Annotated in this window: 7 protein-coding genes and 1 pseudogene; 3 read left to right on the plus strand and 5 right to left on the minus strand. The window is 47.7% G+C overall.

Annotation, left to right across the window (positions count from 1 at the left end; translation table 11 throughout):
- Positions 1-33: 33 nt before the first annotated feature.
- On the minus strand, positions 34-3,243 hold the full coding sequence (locus ONB37_19050; GenBank protein ID MDZ7402260.1) for a hypothetical protein: 3,210 nt from the start codon (positions 3,241-3,243) through the stop codon (positions 34-36).
- Between the two features lie 639 nt (positions 3,244-3,882).
- On the opposite strand from ONB37_19050, the gene ONB37_19055 reads away from it, so the two are divergent.
- The 3 genes from ONB37_19055 to ONB37_19065 all read left to right on the plus strand — a co-directional run bounded on the left by ONB37_19055 (position 3,883) and on the right by ONB37_19065 (position 11,828).
- On the plus strand, positions 3,883-6,303 hold the full coding sequence (locus ONB37_19055) for a glycosyl transferase family 36 (protein MDZ7402261.1): 2,421 nt from the start codon (positions 3,883-3,885) through the stop codon (positions 6,301-6,303).
- A gap of 287 nt (positions 6,304-6,590) precedes the next feature.
- Positions 6,591-8,228 carry a putative N-acetylmannosamine-6-phosphate 2-epimerase gene (locus ONB37_19060; protein MDZ7402262.1) on the plus strand — a complete coding sequence of 546 codons (1,638 nt, stop codon included), beginning with the start codon at positions 6,591-6,593 and terminating at the stop codon, positions 8,226-8,228.
- A gap of 837 nt (positions 8,229-9,065) precedes the next feature.
- A complete protein-coding gene (locus tag ONB37_19065; GenBank protein ID MDZ7402263.1) occupies positions 9,066-11,828 on the plus strand; it encodes a hypothetical protein in 2,763 nt (920 codons plus the stop codon).
- 312 nt (positions 11,829-12,140) lie between these two features.
- Here the strand turns inward: ONB37_19065 and ONB37_19070 are convergent, their stop codons facing one another.
- From ONB37_19070 to ONB37_19085, 4 genes and pseudogenes are all read right to left on the minus strand, one after another.
- Positions 12,141-13,976, minus strand: coding sequence for a hypothetical protein (locus tag ONB37_19070; protein MDZ7402264.1), 1,836 nt, complete (start codon positions 13,974-13,976; stop codon positions 12,141-12,143).
- A gap of 97 nt (positions 13,977-14,073) precedes the next feature.
- Positions 14,074-15,081, minus strand: coding sequence for a hypothetical protein (locus ONB37_19075; GenBank protein ID MDZ7402265.1), 1,008 nt, complete (start codon positions 15,079-15,081; stop codon positions 14,074-14,076).
- A 492-nt stretch (positions 15,082-15,573) separates the two neighbouring features.
- Positions 15,574-15,936 (minus strand): annotated as a pseudogene (locus tag ONB37_19080) (four helix bundle protein).
- 146 nt (positions 15,937-16,082) lie between these two features.
- Positions 16,083-16,272, minus strand: a 190-nt coding sequence (locus tag ONB37_19085) for a hypothetical protein (protein ID MDZ7402266.1), incomplete at its 5' end; no start/stop codon positions are given.

Genomic DNA, 16,272 nt, shown 5'->3' on the forward strand with positions numbered 1-16,272 from the left:
TTTCGAAACGTGGGAGAAATCCCATCGGCCATTCTATTCGATGTGATATTGCGTTTTTTCTTGCTTCGAAAGCTCTGGAATGGGCGAGCTCTTCAACCAGTCATAGATGCCCTCTGGGGTCAACCATATTCTCGCTTGTTGATCGCTGCTGGCGACAAGAATAGTTTTTCCGTCTGGTGAAAAGGCTGCCGAATAGATTTTGTATCGATAATAGCTTCCGCCGATGGAGTCGCCATCAATGGTCCATAATTTCGCCCGATGATCGTCCGCAACAGTGAAGATCTGATCATTGTTCGGATGAAAAATAGCCACAAGCACCGGGCTTTCGCTGGGTAGGGTTGCCAAAAGATCGCCATTGAGGGACCAAAGCTTGGCCGTCTTATCCCTCGATGCCGTAAGGATTTTTTTTCCATCCGGCGAGAATTGGGCGGAATAGACGCGATCGTCATGCTGAAATGTGGTTTCGAGCGATCCCATGGACGTCCAGAACCGCGCTGTTCTGTCGAACGATGCCGTCAGCACCCACGCCCCATTCGATGCAAAAACAGCAGAAATGACCTGATCGCCATGCCGGAAGGTCGTCAGCACGGTGCCATCCAGAGACCATAACCGAGCAGAGCTGTCCGAAGATGCGGTCAAGAGCTTTTTACCATCGGGCGAGAACGCAACAGAGTTCACTTGACTTCGATGGCGAAAAGAACCCAGAGAATCGCCGGTTTCTGTCCAGACTTCTGCCTGGCCATTCGCTAGACCCAATCCAATTTTTCTGCCATCTGAAGAGAATTTTGCCGAAGTGATGGGTGCAGGCCGGCGAAAGACGTGAATCAGTCGGCCTTCAGTGGTCCATAGCTTTGCCGTCCGATCCCATGACCCAGTAAGAACCATATTGCCATCTGGTGAAAAGGCCACCGAACTAACCAAGTGATTATGAGAGAATCCTCGGTCGAACCAGGCCTCCTCTGGGGATTGCCAGAAGAGGCGATACATAAGTTGGCGCAAATGCAATGGCGGAGTGGGTCGCGACAAATGGAAAGCAGCTTCTGCCACCCGGAGCGCTTTGTGGGGATTGATCTTAGAAACATCGTTGGCCAGTATGCTCAGATAATTCACTTTGGCGGCCCGTTCCTGGAGTTGTGCTTGATGCATATTGTAGATCGAAATGATCGCGGAACATATAATGACCAGAATTGCGATGATCCCGCTCGACAACATCATTCGGCGCCTTTTTTGATGTCTTGCCCGGCGCTGCTGACTGATCCTGATTAGCTGCTGTTCTTCAGAAGTCAAGCTGCGCATCCCGCTCAATCCCGTTTCAACAACAGCGAGATCGGCTTCATCCAGCCAAATATCTCTGCCTTCGTGAAAATCGGTCATTTTTGATGCTAAAATCCTGCTGGCGCGTTGACCCGGGTAATACGATTCTTCATAATGCTCACGGACGATTGGGGCCAGCGTATCATGAGCTAGTCGGGTCACCCCACTTCTGCGTCGAGCTGTTCGACTTTTTGATGGATCAGCCAATAGATAGAGGTTTTTCAATTTGCGAATCAGAGATGGAATGACATCCATTCGATGGCAATAGCGATTGCGCAATTGCGCCTTAGTACGTTGTTCGGCTGTGCCAAGCGCTCCGCAGTGATATGACAAAACATCCAGGGCCAGGCCAGAATCGACAACTTCGGGACTCCAGCGCCGCAACTTTTCCATCTGTTGATAATAAAAATCCTTCAGCAAAATCCCCTGCTTCTTCATGTCCTGATACATCTTGATGCTAAAATACGGGTGTTTTGGATTGCGCCGGCGAGCTCGAAGCCACATTTTGCTCAACAAAATCTGTAGCGTTGGTGCTAACGGCGATCCCACATCCTCCATCAGATCATCGGCGATAATTTCCTCGAGACCAGGTTCGATGGTTAATCCATAGTATTCTTGCAATCTCTTGTTCCGCGTCAGTCCGGTGATGGCTGAAATGATCCCGCGGCGATCAAGTCGTTCTAAAAACATTAGCTCAATTGGGAGCTTATGTTCTTTGAACCGTTTCTCAATCTCTGCCAGCCATTCCTTCCGAAAGACCAGAACCAACTTTCCTCGGAGCGATTGATTGTGTTTGATGAACAACCAATAGAGTTGATCAAAAAATTGTTCTAATTCATTCGAATTAGCACGATCAAATGTCCGTTCAAATTGATCCATCAAAATGACAAGCGGCTTATTGAATTTTTGTTCGATCGCGCGCCACTCGTTCGGATCATGCGGGGCAAAGGCTTGCTTCAGGTTATTTAGCGGGTTCAGTTCCCGTTTGCATCGATAGTATCGCACTTCTGCGGCCGAAGCAAGCCGACTCAACAACCCTGCGGCTAAAAATGATGATTTGCCAACACCACATTGGCCATAGATCAACTGAATAGGCAGAGCATGAGGTGAGAGAATCCGCTGATACAGCTCTCGGATCTGATATTCGCGACCAAAGAAGACTTCGGCATGATCACGATCGAACCAGTGCAACGTACAAAACGGGACTTTTGGCAATTCTGCTGGCGGAATTTTGGGCAGGCCGAATAATGGATCGTCGGCAGCATCCGGCAAGTTCCAGTTATCAGTTACATCAGCGCCAGCACGAACGTAAATATCCCAGGGCCAACGATCAGCTTCGAGCCCGCAATCCCGATAATATTGGGCGAGGTCCTCTCCAAGTTCAGCTTTAATGGAGGCGGCCGCCTCGTTAAAAGCAATCCGGATTGAAGCACCTCCTGAAAGTCCAGCATAAAAGCGGGCGGCAAAACGGGTGGCGAGCTGATCTATGATTGTCTGGGATGTGGCAATCACGACCGAGACATTGTTATGTAACAATCCCATGGCCTGGGGCTGCGTTGAACAACCATTGAGAAATACAAATTGCAACCCACGCTGTTGCCCCAAAAATTCTGCCAGTCCGCTGGCAAAGGTCGGGCTGGATTCCCCAGCCGCGTTCTCCAATAATAGTTGATAACTGTTCGCATGCCCCCCAAAATGAAAGATGGCAATCCGATCCCGATAATCCGGGTGCTGAAACACATCCCAGATGTCCTGGGTCCTTACATTGGATCGCTCGACGATTTCGCACAAACCAGCCGACCTGGCCAAATCTAACGCGTCGCGAATCTGCCGCTGTTCATCGGGAAGGTTGCGAAGATATGGTACAGAATCATCCCGAGGATTCGCAAAAGCGAGAAAGATCACTGGCTTCTGATGAGGTGAGCCCATGATTATCAGCTCCTTTTATTATTTGTTGTGTTGTCATGCCTGCGCATGGAGAAACCCTTCGAATCACTGTCATGCCTGCGAATGCAGGCACTCCATCGAATTACTGTCGTGCCTGCGAATGCAGGCACCCTTGAACTTCACATTTGATTAAAAAGACCGAGCTTCCTCTCCATAGGAAGGCCAATCGCAAATTCAGAATCTGTCCGTTCCGCAAGACGATTCATTTTTAACAACAGAAAATGATGAATACGCGCTGCTTTTGCCAATCGGGGATCATTCCATCATATTAAAAAGACAAAACAAGGTGACAAAATATGCAAGATTTGTTTCGGAAAACTTTGAAAAGATTTTTATCCAGCGAAGGGTGTCGTATCAATTGGCTAGCTTTCTCGCTTTATTTCGCTTCCAAATTGAAATATAATGATTTTTTTCTCAATGTCAACAAATAACTTTGCGGACCGATTCATCAAATATTTTTCTGGCATTTTAAAGATTTTTCCACTATATTTTGGCTTTTAAAGATGGACATTCGATGAGATATTGTTGCTACTTCAATCAAATAAACGAAAGAATCAGTTCTACTAACCCTTTGAATACGAATGAACCATAGAACAGATCAAAACTTTGAGGAGTGACGCATTGAACAAGTATGGATATTTTTCCGAAGATCGACTCGAGTTTGTGATCACGAGGCCTGATACACCGGCGCCTTGGGTGAATTATCTGTCTAATGGAAAGTATCATGGCCTCATCTCCAACACGGCTGGTGGCTTCAGCTTTTATATTTCACCGCGCGATAGCCGGATTACGCGTTGGCGCTACAATTCTTTACCAGTCGATCGGCCTGGCCGTTATATCTTGCTGCGCGATCGGGAAACCACTGCCTTTTGGTCCCCTACCTGGCAGCCGACTTTCACCCCGGTGAAAGACTATGAATGTCGGCATGGCATGTATTATACCCGCATCACCTCGCAATTCAATCAAATCCGTAGTTCTATTCTTTATTTTGTTCCTTCTGATGATCTGGAGCTATGGCTTGTCACACTGAAAAATGAATCAGATCACGCTCGGCAGCTTGATATTTTCAGCTTTGTCGAATTATGCCTCGGCCATGCCTTAGTGGATTTGATCAATCAGCCCAATGATCAGCATTTTAACGAGGTATTTTTCGACCGAGGGGATCAAATTTTGTTTGCCACGAAGCGCTATTGGGTGCGATTTACCAGTGCGACAGTCAAGCAGGCGAATGATGCTTGGGATAAGTATGTATTTTTCAGCTCATCGCTCCCCATAATTGGTTGGGATGGAAGCAAGGATCAATTCATCGGCCGCTGGCGGTCGGAACAGAACCCGATTGCAGTACAGAATGGACGATGTTTCAATTCCGAGATCACGGCTGGTGATGCAGTTGCTGCGTTGCAAATGGAACTTACCCTCCAACCAAATGAAGAGAGGGAGTTCGTCGTTCATTTGGGCGTCGTTCCTAAGCAAGAGGGTTATCAAGAAAAAGCAGTCCAATTGGTCCAAAAATATCGAAATCTCGACGTGGTCAAAAATGAATTCTCCAAATTGAAGGCGGAATGGAGCGACTATCGAGGATCGGTTCAGGTCCAAACGCCTGATGAAAATATGAATACCATGATCAATGTTTGGAACCAATATCAAACTTCGGTCACATTCCGCTTTTCGCGTGATGCATCCTATTATCATGGTGGACTGCTGTTCGGCCGCGGTTATCGAGATTCCTGCCAGGACGTCATGGGCCCGGTGATCCCAAGGCCGAATTGGGTCAAAGAACGGATCGTGGAAATGGCTCGCTACCAGTTCAGCAATGGCAGCACGTATCATCTCTACTACCCATTGATCGGCGGCGGGGAGCGCACTGGCCATTCCGATACCCCCTTATGGCTGCCCTTGGCCATTATGGTGTATTTGAAAGAGACTGGCGATTTCGATTTTTTGCAACAGAACATTCCGTTTAGCGATATCGGCGAGGCCACAATCCAGCAACATCTCTATGCAGCCATCGATTACGTGCTAGGAACACTCAGCCCGAGGCATCTGGCTAAAATCGGGCCAGGCGATTGGAACGATACTTTGGATTATCTTGGCCGTGAGGGACGGGGTGAGAGCGTCTGGGTTTCGATGTTTCTCGCCTACATTTTGAAAGAAACGATTGAACTCTGCCAATTGATCGGCGATCAGGCAAAATCAGATCGCTATCACTCTGCCTATCAAACCGTGAAGCAGGCGATTAACGATCATTGTTGGGACGGTGAATGGTATATCCGTGCGACCAATGATCAGGGCGAGATCATCGGATCTGCGAGCAACGAGGAGGGCCAAATTTTCCTTAACACTCAGTCCTGGGCGGTAATCAGCGGTGTGGCAGAAGGACAGCGCGCAATTCAATGCATGGATATGGTGATTCGACATCTTGAAACACCGAAAGGCCCGAAAATCTTGCACCCTGCGTACACCAAAATCAATCCCCGGATTGGTTTGGCCACCCGATGTGTGCCAGGCAAGAAGGAGAATGGCGCAGTGTTCAATCATCCGGTGAGCTGGGCAATTCTCGCAGAATGTCTTTTGGGCCGAGGGGATCGGGCGTTTGAGATTTATCAAAAAGCCCTGCCCATGAACCCAATAATTGATATCGACCGCTACCAGGTGGAGCCCTATGTCTACGCTGAATATGTCACGAGCCCAGATCATCCAACCTTCGGCCAGGCAAGTCACTCTTGGCTCACTGGTTCTTCCGCATGGATGTTGCGCGATGGGATCGATTACATTTTGGGCGTCCGGCCAACCTATCGGGGATTGCTGATCGACCCCTGCATCCCACATCAATGGAAATTCTATCGGGTCATCCGAAAATTTCGTGGAAAGACTTATCATATCGAAGTGCATAATCCCCATGGGCTCAATAAAGGGATCAATCAAGTAGAGGTCGCGGAAACGAAGATTAGCGGGAACCTTATCGATTTAACAGATGCAACAGTCCAAGCGCTGATCAAAGGACGACGCGATGTTGCAATTCGGGCAACATTAGGATATTAAAACTTCTCTGACCGTTCAGTTCTGTACGAAAGCAATTATTCAACCACAGAAATAGCTTTTTCCGCAGTCGTTCTGACATCCGCGGGGAAATAAAATTCAATTTCCTATCAGCGGTTGTCTTATCATCCGCTGGGAAATAGACCTTCTGTAAGCTTTCAATTCTGTGACCAAAGCAATTTTTAACCACAGAAATGGAACTGCCACAGAAATGGTCTTTTTCAATTTTCATCTGCGGCTGTCCTATTATCTGCGGGGAGAACAATATTGATTAACTGGTATCAAAAACTATGGACAAGCAAGACCTATTATCCCAGCTCAGCTATGGCTTGATCGTTTCCTGCCAAGCGGAAGGCGACGAGCCGCTCAATACGCCGGAGATTTTGACGGCGCTCGCCCAGGCTGCCATTCGAGGGGGTGCCATTGCCATTCGAGCTGAGCGCCCTGAAAATATCGCTCGAATGAAACAGCACCTCGCTGTTCCAATCATCGGGCTTTATAAGAGAAAATATCCCGACTCTGAAGTGTATATCACTCCCACTTTAGAAGACGCCCGCGCAGTAAGCGATGCTGGGGCGGATATCATCGCTATGGACGCAACGGATCGTCCACGGCCAAATGGTCAGAGCCTGGCCGCGATTGTGTCTTTCTTGCGTCGACAGACCGATCGGCTGCTCATGGCCGATGTTTCTACGCTGGCTGAGGGCCTAGCCGCCGCCAAATTGGGCTTCGATCTCATCGGCACAACTTTATCCGGCTATACGGCCAACACGCTCGATCGAGCGGCAACCGACCAACCAGATTTTGATCTGCTCTCCAATCTGGTGGAACGCATAGGCGATCGAATCCCAATAATCGCTGAAGGGAGGATTTGGACAGCCGAACAGGCTACCGAAGCATTGCGCCGCGGGGCATTCGCCGTGGTTGTCGGAACAGCGATCACCCGACCGACCGTCATCACGCGCCGCATAGCGGAAAAGATTGATCGGTTCAAGCGATTCAAGGCCGGCTGCGCCATCGGCATTGACCTGGGTGGCACGAAAGCCAGTTTCGGCATTGTCAATCCCGAAGGAACGGTTCAATCGCAAAAAATAATCCCATCACGTTGGGAACGCGGAACCCGACAGGTCATCGGTCAACTCATCGATCAAATTCAACAATTGCTTCGTTCTTCGCAAGAACAAATTTTAGCCATTGGAATCGCCGCTAGCGGTCGTGTTGATCCGCTTAGAGGTATCGTGTTCGATGGTGTCCCCCTGGCTGACGATTATATTGGTTTCCCAATTGTCGAAACGTTTCAGACGAAAATCAAATTGCCAATATCCATCGAAAACGATGCCAATGCCGCTGCTTTTGCTGAATATGCTTTGATAAAAGCATCCAGGCCCGACCGGCTGGTCGTGATAACTATCGGCACAGGAATTGGTGGCGGAATTATCATCGATGGGAAATTGGTTCGCGGGCGAGGAAACGCTGGCGAGATCGGCCATATCTGTATCGAGCCCTTTGGGCGAAAGTGCCGCTGCGGTCGTAGAGGCTGTCTCGAAGCCTATGCCTCCAGAAGCATCCTGCAACAGGAGATCCAGCAATTAATCGATGCTGGCCTGTGCGCCTCGCCACTAGGCTATTCAGCTTTAAACACCCAGGCGATCATCGAGCTGATCCGAGCGAACCAGGATGCGGTGGCGAATTTATTTCATCGGCAACTGGATTATCTTGCAGCCGGTCTGGAAACGATTTTTCATACCATCGATCCAGATCTACTTGTGCTGTCAGGAGAATTTGCACAATTGGGCGAGCCATTGATACAGGGATTACAACAGCGGCTGCATCGCCCGATGAAGATAATGTGCTCTCAGCTCGGGAATCAAGCCGGATTCATCGGTGCCGCCTTGCTCGCGCTCAATAAGCTCGTAATTGGGGAATAATATTCCGACAAACAAGCCAAAGCTGGCTGATTAACTAAAAATTAGAAATGATCATCACAAATCTTTTCCGCGGCTGTCCTATCATCCGCGGGGAGCAAAATTTCTGTGTCAGGCAAGTTCTGCGTTCACAAAATTTTTAACCACGGAAATGGAACAACCACAGAAATAATTATCATAGGTTTTATCCGCGGTTGTCCTTTCATCCGCGGGGAACAAAATTTCTGTGTCAGGCAAGTTCTGCGTTCACAAAATTTTTAACCACAGAAATGGAACAACCACAGAAATAATTATCATAGGTCTTATCCGCGGTTGTCCTTTCATCTCCGGGGAACAAAATTTTTGTGTCAAGCAAGTTCTGCGTTCACAAAATTTTTAACCACAGAAATGGAACAACCACAGAAATAATTATCATAGGTTTTATCCGCGGTTGTCCTTTCATCCGCGGGGAACAAAATTTCTGTGTCAGGCAAGTTCTGCGTTCACAAAATTTTTAACCACGGAAATGGAACAACCACAGAAATGGTCTTTTTCAATTTTCATCCGCGGGGAACAAAATTTCTGTGTCAGGCAAGTTCTGCGTTCACAAAATTTTTAACCACGGAAATGGAATAACCACAGAAATAATTATCATAGGTTTTATCCGCGGTTGTCCTTTCATCCGCGGGGAACAAAATTTCTGTGTCAGGCAAGTTCTGCGTTCACAAAATTTTTAACCACAGAAATGGAACAACCACAGAAATAATTATCACAGGTCTTATCCGCGGCGGTTCTATGATCTGCGGGAAAATCGAGTCTGAGTTATTATCAAAACAAAATTCATTTGACTTGTGAGGAAAGATGAGCCAAAAACGTACGTTTCATGTTATCTCGAATACCCACTGGGATCGCGAATGGCGATTCCCATTTCAGAAAAACCGGCAGATGCTGGTGGAGATGATGGATCAATTGCTTGAAATCCTCGAAACCGAGCCTGAATATCGCGCCTTTCATCTCGATAGCCAATCGGTCGTTCTGGAAGATTATCTGGAAATTCGGCCGCAGAATCGCAATCGGATCGAAAAACTGGTGCAGCAAGGCCGTTTGCTCATCGGACCTTGGTTCATTCTGCCCGATGAGTTCCAAGTTTGCGGAGAAAATCTGGTCAGAAATTTACTATTGGGACATCGCATCTGTTCTGAGTTCGGACATGTTATGAAAGTCGGCTATTCCCCATTTTCGTGGGGACAAATCTCCCAACTCCCTCAGATCTACCATGAATTCGGCATCGACGTGATCATGTTTTACCGCGGCATCAACAGCTTGGATAGCCCCAAAGCTGAATTCATCTGGGAGGGCGCCGATGGTACTCGAGTGCTGGCTTCACGTTTCTCCACCATGCCGCGATACAATTTTTATTTTTATATCTATCGGCCAGTCATTCATAACGAACAAATTTTTGACATCGAATACAAATGGTCTCGGGGCGGATTGCCATTCCACTTTGCTGACGCCCAGTTAAAGGATGCAGACTACAATCTGCTTCAGCCGGTCGATGCTTATTATGCTGACAACCTTTCCCCTGCTCTCGAAGCGATCATTCGGGATCAGGCCAGCGACTTCACCACGGGTCATATCTTCTGGGCTGAGGGCCACGATTCCAGCGGTCCAAACAGGAAAACCGTCCGCCTGATCAAAGACATTCAGAACCTATTGCCTAATAATGAAGTGCTTCACAGCACGTTGGAACAATACGCTCAGGCCCTAAAGGAACATGCCAATTGGGATCAACTGCCCATAGTCACCGGAGAGCGCCGCAGTAGCCAATATGATCGACGTTCCGGCAATCTTTACGGCTATACCACTTCGGCCCGCATGTACCTGAAACAGGCCAATTTCAGCACTGAAAAATGGCTCCAATTTTATGCTGAGCCGTTCAATTCGCTGGCGGCCGTTCTGGGGATGTATATTCAAGATCGCTATCTCGAAATCGCCTGGCGATTGCTCCTTCAAAACGCCGCCCACGATTCTATCGGCGGATGCAGCCTGGATGAAATTCATCAGGACATGATGAACCGCTACAAGCAAGCTCAGGAGATCGCGCAGGGCGTCTTTGCTCGTGCTGCGAAATTTTTCGTAGAAAAACTCGATCTTAAAAAATTCTCTTCAGAAAGCATTCATCTGTTAGCCGTCAATCCTACCACATTTTCTCGAACTGAGATTGTGGAGGCTTACATCGACATACCCGTGGAGCTGAACCAATCAGGAATTTCGATCGAGGACAATGCGGGCCACTCTGTCCCTTTCCAACTGGTTTCAGCAATAGAAGTTGAACCAGTGTTGGAGCAGATGAGTGATCGGCCAATGTACTTCAAAATGCGGCGTTATCATGGCTATTTGGAGCTGAAGGATGTCCCGCCGCTGGGATGGAAAACAGTCCATGTCTCTCCTCGTGAGCACCACATCCAAAGCGGACCTTCCATTGGGCGTATTGAACAGGGCTTACCAGTGATGGAGAACCCATGGCTCTTGGTGCGCATCCAGAGAAATGGGACATTGGACGTGCTGGATAAAACGACGGGTAAATTGTTTTCTGGGATCGGTTATTTTTATGATGAAGGCGAGGCGGGCAGCGCTTGGGTGCATTCAAAAGTCCCCCCCTGTTTCGACACGATCCATTCGCTTCCAGAAATTCAGCTCGAACTCAATGGCCCATTGCTTGCCAAGGTAAAAATTCGACACCAGATGCGGCTTCCTGCCAATCTGGACGAACGCAAAGCCCACGAGGCAACCGCCATTTTGCCCATAGAAGTGACCGTACCGTTTAATCAGCATTCTCGCTGGATAGAATTTCGCATTCGGTTGAGTAATCCAGCAGAATGCCATCGCCTGCGAATGATGTTCCCCACTGGTATCGCTGCCCAATATCACGATGGTGAGGGCCAGTTCGATGTCGTTTCCCGACCCGTATATCGGCCCGATACCAGTGACTGGATTGAGCAGCCCATGTACGATTTCCCAATGCATCTTTTTGTGGATATTTCCGATGACAGCCTCGGTTGTGCGATCCTCGTAGATGGCCTCAAGGAGTACGAAGTTTTCGATGATGACCAGAGAACCATTGCCATCACGCTGTTTCGAGCGTTTCGCTATGTGATCCAGCCCAGTTCGGTGCAGGATTTCGGCCATCAAAAGGGATCGCAGTGCCTCGGCGAGCAGCACTATCGTTTCGCATTTTATCCGCACCAGGGCAATTGGGACCAAGGACAGGTCTATCAAGCTGCCATGTGCTTCAACTACGAATTTCGGTTGATTCAATTGGGCCGAGCCAATGGCGATCTGCCAACCACTCTGTCTTTCATCAAAATCGAGCCCCAAGACTTGATCTTTAGTTGCTTCAAACCAGCAGAAGATCGCCAGACAAACACGTTTATTCTGCGCCTTTACAACCCGACCAATCGCGATATTCCGGGCGCCGTAGAATTCTATTCTAAATTAAGATCCGCCGAGCAGGTGACATTAGAGGAAAAATCGGTGAGAAAATTGTCAATTTCAAACGGCCATAGAATCGAGCTGACAATCCCAAAAAAGAAGATTTTCACGGCCAAAGTTAGGTTTGAATGAAATTTTTTCATTATTACAAAAATTGGCCCCCAGTCCCATTGGTTGTAGAACTGAAAGCACTAGAAGTCTCTCACAGAAATGGAGCTTCTACAAAATGGTTCATTCTAATTTTATATCAGCGGTCGTTTTATCATCCGTGGGGAAAAAATCTTCTCTGACCTTTTAATTCTGCGACCAAAAAAATTATTCAACCACAGAAAAAGAACAACCACAGAAATGGCCTTCTCCGTGGTCGTTCTATCATCCGCGGGGAAATAAACCTCAATTTTAAATCCGCGGCAGTCTTATCATCCGTGGGGAAAAATAATGCTATTATTTTATCAATCGCTTTTCCAGCCTGTTGAAATCCAAAATTAGCTTCATGTTTTTATATGTTAATATCAATTGCTGACTGCCGACATCTGCATTCAGGAACGGCCCTTCAAATAGTTTCGTCTTTGACAAATCGACGATCTCCCCATTCAATTTGCGCTGATCCGGAAAGGTGAATTCCATTACATCGCCATCGATGGTGTGATATATCACCGAGACATTTCCTGGGATCAAATTCGCCCTTGGAATATGGTTTGCCAATGCGGCCCGAAACGCATCGAACGAGCCGATCTCATCCCTGGAGCGCACCTCCACCACATACCCGTTCTGCAATTCATGGCTTCGGAACCGATAGTTGCGCAATGTGACGCCATCCTCTTTTATACTTGTACCAGTTTTGGTATTGAACGCCTGCTGCTTCAACTCATATTCCTCACTCCATTCCCCAGGCTGTAACGGGTACCAGCCAATGTAAGTATCTCCCGCCTTAGAAATGATCCAGCCCGGTTCATCGAGAATCCTTTGCTCCAAGTTGGCTGGGAAAAAGCCATCGATATGCTCCGAGGTTGTCCCAGATGGAATGTCGTACAAGGCGATCAACGTATTTTTGTGCTGGAAAGTCCGTTCGAATGGCGAGCCCCCAGTCCATTTATCGGGATTATTATAGGTCGTTTTTGAGGCGGTAATGAACGCCATCGAAGCTTTGCTCTCCTCAGGGAAAAACATGGCGATCTCCAGCACCGACCAATACGGATGCAGTCCAAAAATAGTAGAAAACGGCTTGCCATACGTGTAGCGCACTCCCCAAGTATGCTGCTGGATCGGCTGCAAAATGCCCCCTTGTAGCGACCCGATACCGTAATCCTTGGTTATATAGGTATATTTGTACACAGGCGGATTCCGCTCCTCCCCATACCTGATCACATTGCGCACGCGCTTCCGTTCCCGATGAACATAAGGCTTGCTCCGATCTGTCGCGATTTTATAAATGATCTCTGGCAGCGTATAGGATGTCAGCACCGGGTAGAGCACCCAGCCATGCACCAGAGGCTCTCCCACACCGAAATAAACATACGCAAAATGCGACGAAGCCGAGTATTGCGGCCGCATCAAGTTCTGCTCGTAAATTCGACTGTATCCCCCTATGTATTGTTGATCCAGATGCTCAACGGCAAAATCTGCCAAAAGATAATCCGTCAACATCTCTCCTAATTTTTTGACATCCTTGTCCTGGGCATATTGCGCCAGCATCGTTGTCGGAACCACGTACTCCAAAATATAATCGGGCGAATCGAATTCCCCCTGGCCAATTGTCGTCGTGATCCTGGCCCACTCGAACAGGTATTCTCTGGCTTCCTGAAGATTCTCCTCGGAGCTCTTGCCATTAAACCACTCAGAGCCGGGATCGTTTGGCCATTGCTCGGCCATGAGGTACAGGCTGGCGTAATACATCGCCCAATGGTTTTCAGTATCGCCCCGAGAAGGGGCATAGGTTTTCCAAGCATATCGGATCGCCCTTTTTACCCGATCCGACATTTTATCTTTGCCAACCATATAGCAATTTACCACTGGGAACATCCAGAACATGTCACCGCTAGGCTTTTCCAGTAACTTTAAAAACATCTCGTCCGCTCGTCTCACATCTCGGTTGCGATAGTATTTGGCAGCAATGACGCTGTAATCCGTTCGAGAGGCCGTATCAAAATGAGAAATAAACCATGCCTTTCGCTCATTGAATTTCTTAAGATATGCTGCGCGGGTCTGATCCTGACTAAACGCATTCACATTATTCAAAAACGAAAGTAGCAATACCACAAATATTATTGTTCGGCTCATGTTCATCATCCTTCGCTAAGTCTGATGCCATCGCTTTGAGCGATGAACTGATTCCATTGCTTCGAGCGATGGAATCAGTAGCATTCAGATTTATTAATTAAAAAGGCAAAATTCTAACTGTTCCCACATACCCATCCGGAATCCCAATGAACCGCCAGCTCTCTCCCCCATCATCGGACTGGTAAACACCCTTGCCGATGCTCCCAGCCACGAGCCGGCGACTATCGTTCGGATCCACTGCAATGCTCCGAAAATCCAATGTCTCGAGTCCTTTGAAATGATGCCGCCACGTCCTGCCACCATCGACCGATTTATAAACTCCAGTTTGAAAACCAACCGCATAAACGATCTCTGGGTAGTTCGGATCGAACGTGATCCCATAAAAAGTCCCATGCATTATCCCACTATCCCGTTTCTCCCACACTTTGCCCCCATCCACTGAAAAATACAGACCATTGTTCTCCGTCCCAACTGCAAGGAGTTGTTCGTTCCTGGGATGCTGGCTAATGCAACGGATTCTTTTCACCCGCAGGCCGAGTTTCTCCCACGTCTCCCCAGCATCGCGGCTGCGATAAACGACGTCCTCGGTGGAGCAATAGATCACATCTGGATTGACGCGATCGATGATAAAAGAGGAAACAAATTGCGCATCGATGGTTTCCAGCCCTTTGATCTTTTTTACCCAGCTTTTGCCGCCATCGATGCTCTTATAAAAACCATACGGCGAGCTACAATACAGGACCTCAGGCGAGCGAGGATCGAATGCCACGTTGTTCACCTCTGTGATCCGCCAGTCCGTGGTCACCTTCCAGCTCTTTCCTCCATCCCAGGACTGATGCACCCCGGTGTGCGTAGCCAGCGCGATGATCTTTCCCTTCGCAGGAGCAAAAAAATCGAACCCGAAAATTCGATTATTTGGCCGACCCATATACTGCCATGCCGTATCCGAAACCAACCGATAAAACATGGCCGATAGCGGCATGGCCATTCCGGTGTGCCCATACCCAGTCGATAGCGTCGCTACATAGATCCGCGACTCCTGCGCGGCCAATCCCCAACCAAGTAAGCTGATCATAATGATCAAAATTATTCTTCGGAGCATCATCTCCCCTCACTTAATTATCTGGTCCAGATAAAGCTAAATTCACACTTCAGAATACGCATTTGGAATAAAAAAAGCAAGCGATTTTCATTCATACCGCGGTCGCACCACCATCCTCCCGCTATTTTCTATTCGAGCTAATCGAATTCTCCTTACGAAATTATTTTTTAACCTTCGTTTCGATGTTTCTATTGAGGAAACGATTATTGATAAAAGTTCATTTCCCCCTCTCATGGGATCCATTAAAAGATGTTCCACTTTATTAGCATCAATTTGCACTCCCATGCAATATAAAAATTCGTCTAATTCATAATTCAAAAGTCATAATTCCCCTTCCGTCTCAACCCCACTGTTCTGGCATCTGGCTCTTGGCCTCTGGCCTTTCGCTTCTTACCTTTTTTGTTTTTCAGCCAAATGCCAAAAGCGAAAGGCCAAGTGCCAGTTCAATCCCACTGTTCTGGCATCTGGCGCTCGGCCTCTGGCTTTTCGCTTCTTTCACATGTTACCCTTCAATGTTTGCATTAATCGATTCAACATCTTTCCAATGCGCTGATAGTTTTCGGATAGCTCTGAAAAATCTGAATCTGACAAATACTTCAGGTCATGGCAAAGCTCAAGCTGGTATTCAACTTCAGCACAGGAACCAATTGCAATATCAACAAATCTTCGGAATTCTCCCTCTCCTAGTTTAGCGCCCCCCTCTATTAAATTCATCGGTATTGAATAGGCAGATCTTCTCAGCTACGATGTCAATCCATATCTTTCTTCTTGTGGAAAACCTTTGGTGGTAGCATAAATCTTTAACACCATCTGATGAGCTAACTGAAAAACTTCATAATTTTTGATATTTCTTGCCATTTTTAATCCCTCCTCATTTTAGTGCATTCATAAATAATTTGACATAGCAAAAAGCCAAAAGCGAAAGGCCAAGTGCCAGTTCAATCCCTCCATTCTGGCATCTGGCGCTCGGCCTCTGGCTTTTCGCTTCTTGCCTTTTTTGTTTTTCAGCCAAATGCCAAAAGCGAAAGGCCAAGTGCCAGTTCAATCCCTCCATTCTGGCATCTGGCGCTCGGCTTCTGGCTTTTCGCTTCTTGCCTTTTTTGTTTTTCAGCCAAATGCCAAAAGCGAAAGGCCAAGTGCCAGTTCAATCCCTCCATTCTGGCATCTGGCGCTCGGCCTCTGGCTTTTCGCTTC

This window comes from candidate division KSB1 bacterium (assembly GCA_034506395.1).
Classification (GTDB): Bacteria; Zhuqueibacterota; Zhuqueibacteria; order Thermofontimicrobiales; family Thermofontimicrobiaceae; genus Thermofontimicrobium.